Raw genomic sequence first — 15,152 nt, 5'->3', positions numbered from 1 at the left:
AGTCCCCCTTGAGCACCCGTCCCCCTTCCCCGACCTTGCGCGCCGCCGGCCCCACCGCCGGAACCGGCGCCCGCGCGGCCGCGCCCGTGCCGGAGGCCGCGAACGAGGCGTCCAAGGGAAGCGGCGGCCAAGCACCGGCGGCCCCCCTGCCGGAACCGGTGCGGGTGCGCCATGGGCTGGACCTCACCACGGTGCTGGGGCTGGTGGCGGGCTTCGCCCTGGTGTTCTCGGCCCTGGCCTTCGGCGGCCACGCGCGCGCCTTCATTAACGTGCCGTCGCTGATGATCGTGGTGGGCGGCACCATCGCCGTCACCATCGTCTCCTTCGCGCGCGAAGATCTGGGGGCTTGCCGCCGCCAACTGGGCCGGGCGCTGATGCGGCCGGTGGCGGACATCGCCGACGTTTCCGGCTATGTGCTGCAGATGGCGGAGGCGGCGCGCCGCAACGGCCCGCTGACCTTGCAGCCGCTGCTGAAGGACAAGGGCGTGGAGCCGTTGCAGGCCCGCGCCATCGAGCTGGTGGTGGACGGTGTCGCGGCGGAAGATGTGGAGCGCATCCTGCGCACGGAGATCGAGGCGCAGCAGGCCCGCTCCCGCCATGGCGCCGCCGTGCTGCGCCGCGCCTCGGAAGTGGCGCCGGCCATGGGCCTGATCGGCACCCTGGTGGGCCTGGTGCAGATGCTGGGCAACCTTCAGGACCCCACCGCCATCGGCCCGGCCATGGCGATATCGCTGCTGACCACCTTTTACGGCGCGCTGGTGGGCAACATGGCCCTGGCGCCCCTGGCGGGAAAGCTGGAACGGAACACCGACGCCCAGACCATCGTGGACACGCTGTTCATGCTGGGCGCCATCTCCATCGCGCGGCAGGAAAACCCCCGCCGGCTGGAGATGATGATGAACACGGTTCTGCCGCCCGAACTGCGGCTGAGCCATTATGACTGACGGTTGGACGACGGACGCGCCCGTGACGGGGCGTCCTGGTTTGAAAGGGTTTTGAGCGATGCGGTTGCTGATCGTAGGAACGCTGGAAGGCTACATCACAGCGGCGGGCAAGATCGCGCTCCAGAAGGGCGCGAAGGTCGCCCACACCGACAGCATAGGCGGCGCGCTCACCGCCCTGCGCAGCGGCCAGGGCGCCGATCTGGTGATGATCGACGTCAAGCTGGACGTCGGCATGCTGATCGAGGCGCTGAAGACCGAGCGCATCACCGTGCCGGTGGTGGCCTGCGGGGTCGCGACCGACGCGCAAGCGGCGGTCAAGGCCATCCGCGCCGGCGCCAAGGAATACATCCCGCTGCCCCCGGACGCGCAGTTGATCGCCGCCGTGCTGGAAGCGGTGGCGGAGGAAAGCCACGCCATCGTCAGCCGCGACCCGTCCATGGGCAGCGTGCTGCGCCTGGCAGACCAGATCGCCCCCAGCGACGCCTCCGTGCTGATCACCGGCGAGTCCGGCACCGGCAAGGAGCTGATGGCCCGCTACATCCACCGCAAGAGCCGCCGGGCCAACGCCGTGTTCGTCTCGGTCAACTGCGCCGCCATCCCGGAAAACCTGCTGGAGTCCGAGCTGTTCGGCCATGAGAAGGGCGCCTTCACCGGCGCCGTGGCCCGGCGCGTCGGCAAGTTCGAGGAGGCCAACGGCGGCACGCTGCTGCTGGACGAAATCTCGGAAATGGACATCCGGCTGCAGGCCAAGCTGCTGCGCGCCATCCAGGAGCGGGAGATCGACCGGGTGGGCGGAACCCAGCCGGTGAAAGTGGACATCCGCGTGCTGGCGACCTCCAACCGCCTGCTGGAGGAAGAGGTGCGGGCCGGCCGCTTCCGTGAGGATTTGTTCTTCCGCCTGAACGTGGTGAACCTGATCCTGCCTCCCTTGCGCGAACGCCCGGCCGACATCGCCATCCTGTCGCAGCACTTCGCCTCCAAATATTCGGAGGCCAACGGCCTGCCGGAGCGCACCGTGGGGCCGGAAGCCATGGCCATGCTGCAGGCCCACCGCTTCCGCGGCAACGTGCGTGAGCTGGAGAACACCATGCACCGCGCCGTGCTGCTGTCGCGCGGCACAGAAATCGGGCCCGACGCCATCCTGCTGACCGGCGCCGAGCCGGCGGCGGCCAGCCCGGGCTATGGCGCGGTGGCCCCGGTGGCCGCCCGCGCCACGGCGGCGGCGACACCCGCCTATACGGCGCCCGGCGGCCCCACCGGGGAGCCCGGCGCGTCCGGCACCGCCGGGCTGGTGGGCCGCAGCGTGGCGGATGTGGAGCGAGACCTGATCATCGACACGCTCAGCCATTGCCTGGGCAACCGCACGCATGCCGCCAACATCCTGGGCATTTCCATCCGCACCCTGCGCAACAAGCTGAAGCAGTACAGCGACGAGGGCGTGGCCGTGCCGCCGCCGGCGGGCGGTGAGTTGGACCGCGCGGCGATTTAAGGGGATCGGGGACCTGACGGACACCGGAAAGAGAGACCATGGCTGACCAGACCGCGGCCTCCGGCGGCAACATGCTGCAATCCCTGTTCGGCAACGCGCGGACGGCCGGTCCCGCGCTGCTGAAACGGACGGAGATTCTGTTCGCGCTGGGCATCGTGACCATCCTGGTCATGCTGGTCATCCCGCTGCCCACCTTCCTGCTGGACTTCGGCCTGGCCGTGTCCTTCACCTTCTCCGTCCTGATCCTGATGACGGTGCTCAGCATCCAGAAGCCGCTGGAGATGAGCTCCTTCCCCACCATCCTGCTGGTGTCCACCATGTTGCGCCTGGCGCTGAACATGGCGTCCACCCGCCTGATCCTGGGGCACGGTCATGAAGGCACCCAGGCCGCCGGCCACGTCATCCAGGCGTTCGGCGGCTTCATCATGGGCGGCAACTTCATCATCGGCGTGACGGTGTTCGCCATCCTGGTGATGGTGAACTTCACCGTCATCACCAAGGGTTCCGGCCGTATCGCCGAAGTGGCGGCGCGCTTCACCCTGGACGGCATGCCCGGCAAGCAGATGGCCATCGACGCCGACCTGTCGGCCGGCCTGATCGACGAGGCCGAGGCCAAGAAGCGCCGCCGCGAGCTGGAAGAGGAAAGCCAGTTCTTCGGCGCCATGGACGGTGCGTCCAAGTTCGTGCGCGGCGACGCCGTGGCCGGCATGGTCATCACCTTCATCAACGTCGTTGTCGGCATGATCATCGGCGTCGGCCAGAAGAACATGTCGTTCCTGAAGGCCGGCGCCACCTACACCCAGCTGACCATCGGCGACGGCCTGGTCAGCCAGATCCCGGCGCTGATCGTCTCGCTGGCCGCCGGCCTGATGGTGTCTAAGTCAGGCCAGTCGGGCTCGGCCGACAAGGCGTTGTTCGGGCAGCTCAGCTTCTACCCCTCGGCCATGGGCCTCAGCGCCTTCCTGCTCTGCGCCCTGGCCCTGCTGCCGGGCCTGCCCTTCCTGCCCTTCATCTCGCTGGCCATCGCCCTGTTCGCCGGCGCCTATTACCTGCCGCGGCTGCGCAAGGCGCGGGGCGATCAGATGGGCGGCGGGGAAGCCATGGCCGGCGGCGCGCCCGGCGCCCCGGGCGGCCCCGGCGGTCCCCCCGCCCCGGCACCGGAGGAGCCCATCTCCTCCGCCCTGGCCATCGACCTCATTCGGCTGGAATTGGGCTACGGCCTGCTATCGCTGATCAACACCGACGCCGGCCACCGCCTGACCGACCAGATCAAGGGCTTGCGCCGCCAATTGGCCAGCGAGATCGGCATCATCATGCCCGCCGTGCGCATCCAGGACAATTTGCAGCTGCCGCCCAACAGCTACGTCATCCGCATCAAGGAGATCGAGGCCGGCCGGGGCGACGTGCGCCCCAACATGCTGCTGTGCATGGACCCGCGCGGGGAACCCATCCAGTTGCCGGGCGAGGTGACGACGGAGCCGACCTTCGGCCTGCCCGCCATGTGGATAGAACCCGCCTACCGCGAGGAGGCGCTGTTCAAGGGCTTCACGGTGGTGGACCCGCCCACGGTGCTGACCACCCACCTGACAGAGGTGGTGCGCGACAACATGGCGGACCTGCTGTCCTACGCCGAGACCCAGAAGCTGCTGGACGAGCTGAACAAGGAACAGCAGAAGCTGGTGGCCGACGTCATCCCGGGGCAGATCGGCATCGGCGCCTTGCAGCGGGTGCTGCAGAACCTGCTGGGCGAGCGCATCTCCATCCGCGACCTGCCGGCCATCCTGGAAGGCGTTTCCGAGGCGACGGGCTACACCCGCAACATCACCCAGATCACCGAGCATGTGCGCGCCCGCCTGGCGCGGCAGATTTCCGACAGCCATACCAACGACCAGGGCTACATCCCCCTCATCACCCTGTCGCCGGAGTGGGAGCAGGCCTTCGCCGAATCCGTCGTCGGCGAGGGGGATGAGCGCAACTTGGCCATGGCGCCGTCACGCCTGCAGCAGTTCATCACCGCTGTGCGCCAGACCTATGACCGCCACGCCATGATGGGGGAATCGCCGGTGATGCTGACCAGCCCGGGCATCCGGCCCTTCGTGCGGTCCATCATCGAACGCTTCCGCCCGGCCACCGCCGTCATGTCGCAGAACGAAATCCACCCCAAGGCCAAGATCAAGACCTTGGGACAAGTGTAAGAGCCGCAGGGGCGGCTGGGGGTGTAGAAATAGCGGGGCGGCGGTAGGACGAAGCGGCCTTCCGCCCGGATGATGCGGGGGCGTCGCCGAACATGGCTAACGCAAAATTAAGCAAGCGCGGTGTAAATGACACGGCGGGCCGGAAGCTGCGCCCGCACGCCCTTATCGCTGATGCAACGGTCCGAATAAAATGCCATCCTTGGGTCCTTGACGTATTTGTCCTTTTGACGGCAGACAAGCCGGGTTAATGCCCGCATACGCGCAAATGACCTGGCGCAGCGCCCCTGATGGGGTGCCGTGCCAGGATGGCCGAACCGGGAAGCGTTCGGCCCTGTTGGTGCCGGGTTGAGGTTGGGGTTTCAGATGCCGCAGGCGGCGGGTGCAGCCACGGCGGTTCCGGTGGCAGGGTCCCGCGGGGGTGGGCCCCTGTGGGGAGGTGGAGTGGATATGGCCCCTAGGGCAGGACAATCATGCGGCTGAAGTCCTTTCACGCCCCGACCATGGGCGAGGCGATGCGCCTCGTGCGGGAGGTGCTGGGGGATGACGCCATCATCGTCGCCACGCGCGAGGAAGAGGGTGTCGGCGTCCGGGTGACGGCGGCGGTGGAGGAATCCATCCCCGGCCCCGGCATGCCCGCCATCAACGACCGCTATCCCAACCCGCTGGCGCCTGATCCCGCCGACCAGGTGACGGACATCCTGTTCCGCCATGGCCTGCCCGCCGACCTGAACCAGCGGCTGATGGACAGCATCGCCGATTTCGACGCCAAGGACGCCCAGACCCTGCTGGCCGCCGCCCTGGAGTCCGTCTTCACCTTCCAGCCCCTGCCCGAGGGCCGTTTCCCCAAGCCCCTGATGCTGGTGGGCCCGCCGGGTGCGGGCAAGACGCTGACCGTCGCCAAGCTGTGCGCCCGCGCCGCGCTGAAGGGCCGGCCGGTGGGCGTCATCTCCACCGACACGGTGCGCGCCGGCGGCATCGACCAGCTGGCGGCCTTCACCCGCGTGCTGAAGCTGCGGCTGATGACGGTGGAGGACCCCCTGGCCCTGGCCGACGCGCTGGATGTGCAGCGGGGGGCCGAGCAGGTGCTGGTCGATAGCGCCGGCCGCAACCCCTACAACCAGGCCGACCTGAACGATCTGCGCGATTTCCTGGTGGCCGCCGACATCGAGCCCGTGCTGGTGCTGCCGGCCGGCATGGACGCCGTGGAGGCGGCGGAAATGGCCCGCGCCTTCCGCGCGTTGGGCGCCCGCCGGCTCTTGACCACGCGCCTGGACATGGCGCGCCGCCTGGGCAGCATGCTGACCGCGGCGCACGAGGCTGGCCTCGCCCTCTGCGACGCCAGCGCCAGCCCGCGCGCGGCCGAAGGCCTGACACCCCTTTCACCCACATCGCTCGCCCGCCTGATGATGCCCGGCTCTGAAACCAGCGAACGCCGCGCCAAGCAAACGGGGACCCACGCATGAACGACCTCCTCTCCCCGACCGGCGCTCCGGCCGGCCTCGCCACCGCCGACAATGTCATGCCCCTGCGGCGCCAGAACATCCTGGCCGTGGCCAGCGGCAAAGGCGGCGTGGGCAAGACCTTCTTCTCCGTCACCCTGGCCCACGCCCTGGCGCGCAGCGGCAAGCGCACCCTGCTGTTCGACGGCGACTTGGGCCTGGCCAACGTGGACATCCAGCTTGGCCTGATGCCCAAGCGCGACCTGGGCCAGGTGATCGACGGCATGGTGACCCTGCAAGGGGCGGCCCAGCGCTTTCCCGAGGGCGGCTTCGACATCATCGCCGGCCGCTCCGGCTCGGGCAGCTTGGCCAACCTGCCGCCGGCGCGGCTGACCCAGCTGCGCACCGAGCTGGCGGACGTGGCCAAGAGCTATGACTGGGTGGTCATCGACCTGGGCGCCGGTGTCGACCGCATGGTCCGCACCTTCTCCGGCCCCGCCGGCACCACCCTGGTGGTGACGACGGACGAGCCCACCTCCATCACCGACGCCTACGCCTTCCTGAAGCTCAGCTACCAGGCCAACCCCATGGCCGACCTGCGCGTGGTCATCAACATGGCCGACAGCAAGGCGCTGGGCGAACGGACCTATGAAAAGCTGCTGACCGTCTGCCAGCGCTACCTGAAGATGTCGCCCAAGCTGGGCGGCATCGTCCGGCGCGACGCCAAGGTGCGTGAGGCCATCCGCAACCAGTCGCCCCTGTTCATGCGCTTCCCCACCTCCGATGCCGCCCACGACATCGAGATGGTGGCCAACCGCCTGAACCTGGGGGGCTGACCCGGCGTGGGCCGCGGCGGGACGGGGCAGTCCAGGCAGGGAACACGCCCCGTGCGGCGGAGGCTCTCGTCATGAGCGGCGTCCAGACTCCATCCGTCCTGACCCAGACGCTGGCCGCCGGAACCGGCGGCGGGGCCGCGGCCACGGTCCTGGGCCAGGTGACGGTGACCCAGTTGCCGGACAAGCTGACGGGTATCGCGCGCGCCCTGGCCGTCAGCGGCATGGTGACGGAGCAGCAGGGCGATCAGGCGACAGTCCGCACCGCCGCCGGCGACATCCAGGTCCGCACCGAGGCGCCGCTGCCCACCGACCGACCGGTCACCCTGCAAATTCCCGCCCAGACCGCCGGCGCCGCCACGACCGCCACGGTGGTGGCCCCGTCGGCAGCCCAGTCGGCTCAGGGCGCCAGCCCGGCCAGCACGTCCGCGCAGGCTCAGCCGCAAGCGGCCCCGACCCTGGCAGCCTCCCCCCTGCCCCCGTTGCAGGTGGGGGCCACCTTGGCCGCCGTCCTGCTCAATCCGGCACCGGCCACCAGCGGCACCGCCCCCTCCAGCGTTCCGGCGCCCTCCTCCGACATCAACCAAGGGCAAGGGTTGGGCCTGATCGTGCGCGCCCAGGGCGACACGGGGGACCAGCCCGACCTCACCGACGATTCGCCGTCACAGCAGCAGCCCAGCCCAGCCGCGCCCCCCCAGGGCCGCCCCACCACGCCACAGGCCGGGGCTGGCGCCCAGGCGACGGCCGACGGTGACACGACGGGACAGGCCGGCCCGCCGGGCGCGACGCCCCAGACCGCCAACAGCCCTGGCACCCCAAACGCGCCGACGACCACCAGTGGACCTCTGCCCGCGCCCTGGACGGTGGGCAGCCTGGCGGATTTGCTGTTCGCGCGGGCCACCGGCGGCGCGCCTACCGCCACACCGGCCGCCACCGCCGATCCGCCGTCGCTGGGCGACCTGCTGCCTGACATCGCGCCACCGCCGTCCCCCGCCGCCCCACCGCCAAGTCCCGCGGCATCAATACCCGAGACAGCGCTGGGGAGCCCATCATCGGCGGCGGCGTCGGCGGCGCCCTTGGTCCCGCCACCGGCAACCGCGTCACCGACCTCAGGGGCACCCGCCAGCGACGCGGCGCCGGCGCCTGTCATGCCAGCGCCCCAGGGCCCCGCTACCCAAGGCCCCGCCACCCAAGACCACGCCACGACGGCTACGGCACCCAACGCGCTCCCCAGCCCGCCGCCGCGTGGCCTGCCCGCATCCCCGCTGCTGGCGGCGTTGGCAACCCCGGGCTTCCTGCCCGATCTTGACGCCCCCGCCTCCGGCCCGGAGCCATCGTCCAGGCCCCAGGCGGCCAGCCCACAGCCGTCACCAACCGGCGCCCTGGTCCCGCCGGCCGACGGCGGGACACCGTTCGTCAGCGGCGGGGTGTTCCTGAGCAGCCGCCCCAGCTTCGTGCGCACCGGCCTACCCTCCGGCACCGCCACCCCGTTCTCCCCCCTTCCGGCCACCCCCCTACCGGGACAAGGGCAACCCGTTCCCGGTCCCCCGGCACCCTTGGGGACGGCTGCTCCGGATCGGACCGGCGTCCCCAGCCCCCAACCGTCCGGCACGCGACCCCTGGTGGGATCACCGGGCCAATTCACGCCGTCTCTCGTTCCGGTGGTAGACGGCATGACCGCGTCGCCATTAGCCGGCCCGGCGCGGCTCGGCGGCATGACGCCGGCCATGAGCCTGCCGGCAGGCGCCCTGTCCCCGCAGGAGGCGGCAGCACCCCCTCTGCCAGCCACCCCACCCTTGGGTGCCGGCGCCTATACCGCGCCCGTGCAGGCGTCCACCACCGCCAATCCCGGTCAGACGATCAGCCTGACCCTGCTCTCCATCCAGCGGCCGGGCATGGCGGTGGAAGGAATGCCCGGCGGGACGGCGGACCTGGCGCCAGCAACCGTGATGGATGAGGCGCCGCTTGATCCCGCCCTGGCGCGTCCGGGCGTCGCCCCGGCCATCCCGGGGACCGTGGTGGGCCTGACGCGCGCCGGCCAGCCGGTGGTGGAGACGCCGCGCGGCACCCTTCTGTTGCAGGCGCGGTCGGACCTGCCGGTGGGCACCAAGGTGCAGTTGGCCCCCGCCACCCTGCCCGCGCCGGAACTGGACCCGGTGCCTCCCGCCATCGACCCGGCCCGGGGCCGCGACTGGCCGGCCCTGCGCGAGGCGCTGGCCGTCATCGCCGCCACGGACCCCGCCCTGGCGCACCACCTGATCGATAGCGTGCTGCCCCGGCCCACGCCGCAGTTGACCAAGACGCTGGTGGTCTTCCTGGCGGCCCTGCGCGGCGGCGATGCCAGCGGCTGGCTGGGATCGGAGGCCCTCTCGACCCTGGGCAAGGCCGGACGCGCCCGCCTGTCCGCCCGCCTGTCCGACGATTTCAACAGCATCGCGACCCAGGCGGCGGAACCGAACAAGGATGGCTGGCGCACCTATGCCGTGCCCTTCGGCGACGAGGTCGGCCGCCTGCAAGTCCATGTCCGCGCCATCAACGAGGATGAGGGCGAAGAGGCGGAAGGGCCCGCCCGGGCCCAACGCAACCGGCCGCTGCGCCGCTTCCTGATCGACCTGACCCTGTCGCGCCTGGGGCCCATGCAATTGGACGGCCTGATCTGGACCGGCCGCTTCGACCTGGTGATCCGCACCCGCCAGTTGCTGCCCACCAGCCTGACGCGGGAACTGCACGGCATCTACAGCAACAGCCTGGCGGCCGTGGGCTACAGCGGCGCACTGGCCTTCCAGACTGGCGCCCACGGTTGGGTCGACCAGGCGGCCCCCACCAGCGGCGCCAAACCCGTCACCCGTATCTGACACGGCCCGGATCTGGCCACCCTTGCCAGCGGCCCGCAGCGTCCCATCTTGGTTGGCATCAGCGTGCGCGTGCAGCAAGCGGAACCCGCCATGGCCGAGCAGCCCACCCTTACCCTGAACGACGGTCGCGTCATGCCCCAACTGGGCCTGGGCGTATGGCAAACGATGGACAGCCAGGCCACACCGGTGGTGGCGACGCGGTGGAGGCGGGATACCGCTTGGTGGACACGGCCTCCATCTACCGGAACGAGGGCGGCGTGGGCCGGGGATTGCGCAGCACCGGCATCCCCATCAGCCGGATTTTCATCACCACCAAGCTGTGGAACGACAGCCATGGCAGCGATGCGCCCGCGCTGTCGTTGGACCACAGCCTGGGACGGCTGGGCCTGCCGGCCGTGGACCTATTCCTGATCCACTGGCCGACACCGGCGCGGGGTCGCTACGTCGAAACCTGGCGGGCGCTGATCGCCTTGCGGAAGACGGGCAAGGCCCGGTCCATCGGCGTGTCGAACTTCACCGCCCCTCAGTTGGCCCGGCTGATCGACGACACGGGCGTGGTGCCCGCGGTGAACCAGATCGAATTGCACCCCCGGTTCCAGCAACGCGAACTGCGCGCCTTCCATGAGACGCATGGCATCGTCACCCAGTCCTGGAGCCCCCTGGGCCAAGGCACGCTGCTGGACCATCCCGTGCTGACGGAGATCGCGCGCAAGCATGACCGGACGGTGGCCCAGATCATCATCCGCTGGCACCTGGATCTTGGATTGGGCGTCATCCCGAAATCGGCCACCCCGCATCGCATCCGCGAGAACATCGCCGTGTTCGACTTCCGCCTGGATGAGGCCGACAGGGCCCGCATCGCCGGCCTGGACGACCCGCGCGGCCGCCTGGGCCCCCACCCCGACGATTTCAATTGAGATCTACTTGGCGAAGGGCAGCTCCGGCCCCGACAGGTAGACCGAGACGGTGTCGGAGATCTTGACCTGCCCCCGGCCGGAGCGGTCCAGGTCCCAAACGTAAGTCTTGCCATCCGCCGTGGTCAGCGCGCCTGTGGCGAAGCATTGCGTCCAGTCCAGCTCCTCCCACCACGCACGCTCGGTCACCTCCTTGGCCTTGGCGAACCAGCGGGTGGCGGCCTTGTCGCTGAGGTGGAGGTGGGCTTGGCCTGGGCGGCGCCTGCCAGCGCCAGCGGCAGAAGTAATAGCGCGCGGAGAGTACGCATGCCGTCCTACTCCTCCCCCGTCCCGCCCTCTTCCTGCTGGCGCAGGTGGCGCTGCGCGGCGATCTCGTCCAGCATCATGGCCTCCTTACGGGCCAGTTCCGCCTTCTCCTTGCGGATGCGCTCCTCCTCCGCCAGTTCGAAGCGTTTCAGCTCCTGGAAGGCCTGGGCCAGGTCCTCCTCCGCCCGGTGGATGGCGATCGCCAATTGCTGGCGCGCCTGTTCCAGGGCGTTGCGCTGCAGCTTGATCTGGGGAAGGAAGTTGGCGAAGGCCACCGCCATGTCGACGGAGGTGCCGGACAGTTGGCGCTCCATCTCCACCTGCGCCTCGAACTGCTGGCGGCGCAGGGTGAGTTGGTCATCGTGTTCGCGCAGCTGGGTCAGGTGGCGACGCTTCTCGTCCACCTCGTTCTTGTGCAACCGGATCAGGGTCTTCAGGCTTTTCATGGCTTAACCGCCGGTCTCACACCGGCCACGGGGCGCCGTTGAGGATGGCCTGCAACTGGGCGTAGCCGGTGGCAAGGTCGCTGCGCTCATGCCGGCCCTGGCGCAGGAAGCCCTCGATATGGGGGTTCAGCTCGATGGCGCGGTCCACCTGGGGGTCGCTGCCCCGGCGATAGGCGCCCAGGCGGATCATCTCCTCCATATCGCTGTAGGACGACATCAGGCGGCGCGCGGCGGTGACCAGCGCGTTCTCCTCATCCGTGTTGCAGTCGGGCATGGTGCGCGACACGCTGCGCAGGATGTTGATGGCGGGATAGCGCCCGCGCTCGCCGATACGGCGCTCCATGACGATGTGGCCGTCCAGGATGCCGCGCACCGCGTCGGCGATGGGTTCGTTATGGTCGTCGCCGTCCACCAGCACGGTGAACAGGCCGGTGATGGTGCCGTCGCCGGCCCCCGGCCCCGCCCGTTCCAGCAGGCGCGGCAGCTCGGCGAACACGGTGGGGGGATAGCCCTTGGTGGTCGGCGGCTCACCCGCGGACAGGCCGATCTCGCGCTGGGCCATGGCGAAGCGGGTGACGCTGTCCATCATGCACAGCACGTCCTGGCCCTGGTCGCGGAAATGCTCCGCCACCGCGAAGGTCATATAGGCCGCCTGGCGGCGCATCAGCGGCGGCTCGTCGCTGGTGGCCACCACCACAACGCTACGGGCCAGGCCCTCCTCCCCCAGGTCGTCCTCGATGAACTCCTGCACCTCGCGGCCACGTTCGCCGATCAGTCCGATGACGGTGACGGACGCCGCGGTGTAGCGCGCCAGCATGGACATCAGCACCGACTTGCCCACGCCGGAACCGGCGAAGATGCCCATGCGCTGGCCCCGGCAGCAGGACAGGAAGGTGTTGATGGAGCGCACGCCCAAATCGATCTTCGCCCCCACCCGCTTGCGCGTGCTGGCCTGGGGGGGCGCCGCCTTGATGGGGTTGCCCACGGGCCCCATGGGCAGGGGGCCCTTGCCGTCCAGCGGCTCGCCCAGGGCGTTGATCACCCGGCCCAGCCAGGCGGGGGTGGGGTGGATCTCGGGCTGGCCCTCCGTCACCTCCGCCCTGCAGCCCAGGCCGATGTCCTCCAGCGTGCCATAGGGCAGCAGCAGGGCCTTGCCGTTGCGGAAGCCCACCACCTCGCAGGGCACGGGGCGGCCGCCGCGGGAGATGACTCGGCACCGCCCGCCGATGGACAGCCGGCGCTCCACCCCGCCGACCTCCACCAGCATGCCCAGAACCGAGCTGACGCGCCCGAAAATCTTGAAGGGGGGCAGCGCCTCGATCTCCGGAATCAGGACGCTGGGATCATAGATCATGGCCATCGAGCCCTTGAACCCTTTAAAGACAACACTTTAGCCGCATACTTGGGCCGCACGGGCGGGCACATCCGCCGGTTGCGTTCACAACGGATGAGTTAGCTAAAGGATAGGCTTACTCGCGTAGCATAATGTCGCAGCATCTGTTAACCTAGTCGGCAGTGGATGTTTCCGCTCCCTTGAGACTACACCCCTTTCAAGGAAGAAGCCTATGAGAGTGCTGGTCGTAGAAGACGATCCGTCGATGGCCAAGAGCATCCAACTGATGCTCAAATCAGAAGGGTTCATCGTCGACATAACCGATCTTGGCGAAGACGGCCTGGAGATCGGCAAGCTGTATGACTACGACATCATCATTCTGGATCTGATGCTGCCGGACATCGACGGGTATGAGGTGCTGCGGCGCCTCCGCTCGGCCCGCGTGACCACGCCCATCCTGATCCTGTCGGGCCTGACGGAACTGGACGCCAAGCTGAAAGGCCTGGGCTTCGGCGCCGATGACTATCTGACCAAGCCCTTCGACAAGCGCGAACTGCTGGCCCGTATGCAGGCCATCGTCCGCCGCAGCAAGGGCCATTCGGAAAGCGTCATCCGCACCGGCGCGCTGACCGTGAACCTCGACACTCGCTCGGTCGAGGTCGCGGGTCAGCCCCTGCACCTGACGGGCAAGGAATACGGCATCCTGGAGCTGCTGTCCCTGCGCAAGGGCACGACGCTGACCAAGGAGATGTTCCTGAACCATCTCTACGGCGGCATGGATGAGCCGGAACTGAAGATCATCGACGTCTTCGTCTGCAAGCTGCGCAAAAAACTGGCGCAGGCGACGGACGGCAGCAACTACATCGAAACCGTCTGGGGCCGCGGCTATGTCCTGCGCGACCCCAATGAGGCGCGGCAACAGCAGGCCGCCAGCTGAACGGCGGTCACAAGCATCGAACCGATCAAGGCCGCGCGTTCCCGTGGGGACGCGCGGCCTTTTGTTTATGGGCGCCCTAGAGCGAGATGCGATCATGTCTGATCGCATCTCGCTCTTAACCTGTTCATGATAGAGCGGATTTACACGATCAGGTGACTACACCTGATCGCGTTCCGCTCTAAACCGTCGGCAGCTTGTGGAAGCCGGTGGCGCCGGGGTCGGTGCCCGGCGTGGTCACGACATCCGTCACCACGGCGTGGGTTGGTCCCTGGCGGCATCGGGACACCATATCCGCCACGGCAGCCGACGGGCCGGCGAACAGCGCCTCCACCGTGCCATCGTTCCGGTTGCGAACCCATCCATCCAGGCCAAGCTCCAGCGCCTGCTCCACCGTCCAATTGCGGTAGAACACCCCCTGCACCCGGCCGTGCAGGATGACATGGGTGGCGACGCGATCGGCGGGCGGGGTGCTGGGTTGGGCCATAGCGGGTTCCATGGACGGGTTCCGTCAGCGCGTGACAGCGCTGACGGCGATATAGAGCAGATCAGCCCGAGGCGAAATCGCTTTCAGGCGTGGCCCGGTCTGGACACAGGCGCCATGGAACACGGCGTCATGGACAAGGCCCGCCGCCCTTCGGCATCATCGCCGGCGAAAGGCCCCAGGGGACGGGCCAAGCGGTTCAACCGAAGGGAATGAAGCGATGCAGCGCGCGATACTGGATTGGGGCCGGTTCATCCTCATCTGGGCTGTCTGCGTCCTGTCCTTCCGGGCGTTCGCCTTCGGCAATTATTACGTCCCCTCCGAAAGCATGCTGCCGACGCTGGCGGTGGGCGACCATTTCGTCGCCGCCAAGTATGCCTACGGCTACAGCCGCCATTCCCCTGATGTCACCCTGCCGGAGGGCTTCATCCCCACCACCGACGGCCGCGTGCTGGGCCAACTGCCGCAGCGGGGTGACATCGTGGTGCTGAAGCCGGAAGGCGCGCCCGACGCGCTGGTGAAGCGGGTCATCGGCCTGCCGGGGGACACGGTGCAACTGGTGCACGGCCGGCTGGTGCTGAATGGCCAGATGGTCGACCGTCATGAAAGCGGCGCCTACGACTACCGTGACGATCACGGCCACGTCGTCCATGTCACGGAATATGTGGAGGACCTGCCGGCCACCGATGGACAGCTTGCCCGTCACGCCATCCTTCAGCGCGGTGACGACGGCCCGGCCGACAACACCGGGGTGTACACCGTGCCCGCCGGCCGCGTCTTCCTCATGGGCGACAACCGCGACAACAGCCAGGACAGCCGTTTCCCCTATCCCGACCTGGGCTTCGTGCCGCTGGACCGGGTCATTGCCCGTGCCCAGTTCACCGCCTACACCAACCATTTCTGCAAGGCCGAGAGCGCCCTGACCTGCCCCGGCGGCGACTGGTCCAGCCGCTTCGTCCGCAGCCTGCGGCCCTGACCGG

The 15,152-nt window shown here is 69.0% G+C and carries 13 protein-coding genes; 9 read left to right on the top strand and 4 right to left on the bottom strand.

Annotation, left to right across the window (positions count from 1 at the left end; translation table 11 throughout):
• The first annotated feature begins 8 nt into the window (after nt 1–8).
• The 7 genes from ULB03_RS11085 (at nt 9) to ULB03_RS11055 (ending at nt 10,672) form a co-directional block, all read left to right on the top strand.
• Nucleotides 9–944 carry a motility protein A gene (locus ULB03_RS11085; RefSeq protein WP_322483169.1) on the top strand — a complete coding sequence of 312 codons (936 nt, stop codon included), beginning with the start codon at nt 9–11 and terminating at the stop codon, nt 942–944.
• A gap of 58 nt (nt 945–1,002) precedes the next feature.
• The gene (gene flbD / locus ULB03_RS11080; RefSeq protein WP_322483168.1) at nt 1,003–2,433 is read left to right on the top strand and encodes a sigma-54-dependent transcriptional regulator FlbD; all 1,431 of its coding nucleotides are present in this window, start codon (nt 1,003–1,005) and stop codon (nt 2,431–2,433) included.
• A gap of 38 nt (nt 2,434–2,471) precedes the next feature.
• Nucleotides 2,472–4,628 (top strand): flagellar biosynthesis protein FlhA, encoded by a 2,157-nt coding sequence (gene flhA / locus ULB03_RS11075; RefSeq protein ID WP_322483167.1) that lies wholly within the window; start codon nt 2,472–2,474, stop codon nt 4,626–4,628.
• A 470-nt stretch (nt 4,629–5,098) separates the two neighbouring features.
• A complete protein-coding gene (locus tag ULB03_RS11070) occupies nt 5,099–6,091 on the top strand; it encodes a flagellar biosynthesis protein FlhF (RefSeq protein ID WP_322483166.1) in 993 nt (330 codons plus the stop codon).
• Nucleotides 6,088–6,903 carry a MinD/ParA family protein gene (locus ULB03_RS11065; RefSeq protein WP_322483165.1) on the top strand — a complete coding sequence of 272 codons (816 nt, stop codon included), beginning with the start codon at nt 6,088–6,090 and terminating at the stop codon, nt 6,901–6,903. The genes ULB03_RS11070 and ULB03_RS11065 overlap by 4 nt, the downstream gene beginning before the upstream one ends.
• A gap of 71 nt (nt 6,904–6,974) precedes the next feature.
• Nucleotides 6,975–9,755, top strand: coding sequence for a hypothetical protein (locus ULB03_RS11060; protein WP_322483164.1), 2,781 nt, complete (start codon nt 6,975–6,977; stop codon nt 9,753–9,755).
• 155 nt (nt 9,756–9,910) lie between these two features.
• Entirely contained in the window at nt 9,911–10,672 is a 762-nt protein-coding gene (locus ULB03_RS11055; RefSeq protein ID WP_416211119.1) for an aldo/keto reductase, read from the top strand.
• A gap of 3 nt (nt 10,673–10,675) precedes the next feature.
• On the opposite strand, the gene ULB03_RS11050 is transcribed toward ULB03_RS11055, so the two are convergent.
• From ULB03_RS11050 to fliI, 3 genes are all read right to left on the bottom strand, one after another.
• Nucleotides 10,676–10,858 (bottom strand): hypothetical protein, encoded by a 183-nt coding sequence (locus ULB03_RS11050; protein WP_322483163.1) that lies wholly within the window; start codon nt 10,856–10,858, stop codon nt 10,676–10,678.
• 125 nt (nt 10,859–10,983) lie between these two features.
• On the bottom strand, nt 10,984–11,421 hold the full coding sequence (locus ULB03_RS11045) for a flagellar FliJ family protein (RefSeq protein WP_322483162.1): 438 nt from the start codon (nt 11,419–11,421) through the stop codon (nt 10,984–10,986).
• A 16-nt stretch (nt 11,422–11,437) separates the two neighbouring features.
• The gene (fliI, locus tag ULB03_RS11040) at nt 11,438–12,775 is read right to left on the bottom strand and encodes a flagellar protein export ATPase FliI (protein WP_322483161.1); all 1,338 of its coding nucleotides are present in this window, start codon (nt 12,773–12,775) and stop codon (nt 11,438–11,440) included.
• Between the two features lie 211 nt (nt 12,776–12,986).
• Between fliI and ctrA the strand changes: the two genes are divergently transcribed.
• Nucleotides 12,987–13,691, top strand: a complete 705-nt coding sequence (ctrA, locus tag ULB03_RS11035) for a response regulator transcription factor CtrA (protein ID WP_145729990.1) — start codon at nt 12,987–12,989, stop codon at nt 13,689–13,691.
• A gap of 178 nt (nt 13,692–13,869) precedes the next feature.
• On the opposite strand, the gene ULB03_RS11030 is transcribed toward ctrA, so the two are convergent.
• Nucleotides 13,870–14,187 (bottom strand): acylphosphatase, encoded by a 318-nt coding sequence (locus ULB03_RS11030; RefSeq protein WP_322483160.1) that lies wholly within the window; start codon nt 14,185–14,187, stop codon nt 13,870–13,872.
• 205 nt (nt 14,188–14,392) lie between these two features.
• Between ULB03_RS11030 and lepB the strand changes: the two genes are divergently transcribed.
• Nucleotides 14,393–15,148 carry a signal peptidase I gene (lepB, locus tag ULB03_RS11025; RefSeq protein ID WP_322483159.1) on the top strand — a complete coding sequence of 252 codons (756 nt, stop codon included), beginning with the start codon at nt 14,393–14,395 and terminating at the stop codon, nt 15,146–15,148.
• Nucleotides 15,149–15,152 lie beyond the last annotated feature (4 nt).

This window comes from Nitrospirillum goiasense (assembly GCF_034427435.1).
Classification (GTDB): domain Bacteria; phylum Pseudomonadota; class Alphaproteobacteria; order Azospirillales; family Azospirillaceae; genus Nitrospirillum.
Note: the sequence above shows the minus strand (reverse complement) of the source record. Positions and strands in the feature narration are given on the sequence as shown.

Excerpts from the sequence above, each read along its gene's own strand:
- flhA (WP_322483167.1), top strand. The coding sequence starts at position 2,472 with ATGGCTGACCAGACCGCGGCCTCCGGCGGCAACATGCTGCAATCCCTG.
- ULB03_RS11055 (WP_416211119.1), top strand. The coding sequence starts at position 9,911 with ATGGCAAACGATGGACAGCCAGGCCACACCGGTGGTGGCGACGCGGTG.
- ULB03_RS11070 (WP_322483166.1), top strand. The coding sequence starts at position 5,099 with ATGCGGCTGAAGTCCTTTCACGCCCCGACCATGGGCGAGGCGATGCGC.
- fliI (WP_322483161.1), bottom strand. The coding sequence starts at position 12,775 with ATGATCTATGATCCCAGCGTCCTGATTCCGGAGATCGAGGCGCTGCCC.
- ULB03_RS11060 (WP_322483164.1), top strand. The coding sequence starts at position 6,975 with ATGAGCGGCGTCCAGACTCCATCCGTCCTGACCCAGACGCTGGCCGCC.
- lepB (WP_322483159.1), top strand. The coding sequence starts at position 14,393 with ATGCAGCGCGCGATACTGGATTGGGGCCGGTTCATCCTCATCTGGGCT.
- ULB03_RS11045 (WP_322483162.1), bottom strand. The coding sequence starts at position 11,421 with ATGAAAAGCCTGAAGACCCTGATCCGGTTGCACAAGAACGAGGTGGAC.
- ULB03_RS11065 (WP_322483165.1), top strand. The coding sequence starts at position 6,088 with ATGAACGACCTCCTCTCCCCGACCGGCGCTCCGGCCGGCCTCGCCACC.
- flbD (WP_322483168.1), top strand. The coding sequence starts at position 1,003 with ATGCGGTTGCTGATCGTAGGAACGCTGGAAGGCTACATCACAGCGGCG.
- ctrA (WP_145729990.1), top strand. The coding sequence starts at position 12,987 with ATGAGAGTGCTGGTCGTAGAAGACGATCCGTCGATGGCCAAGAGCATC.
- ULB03_RS11030 (WP_322483160.1), bottom strand. The coding sequence starts at position 14,187 with ATGGAACCCGCTATGGCCCAACCCAGCACCCCGCCCGCCGATCGCGTC.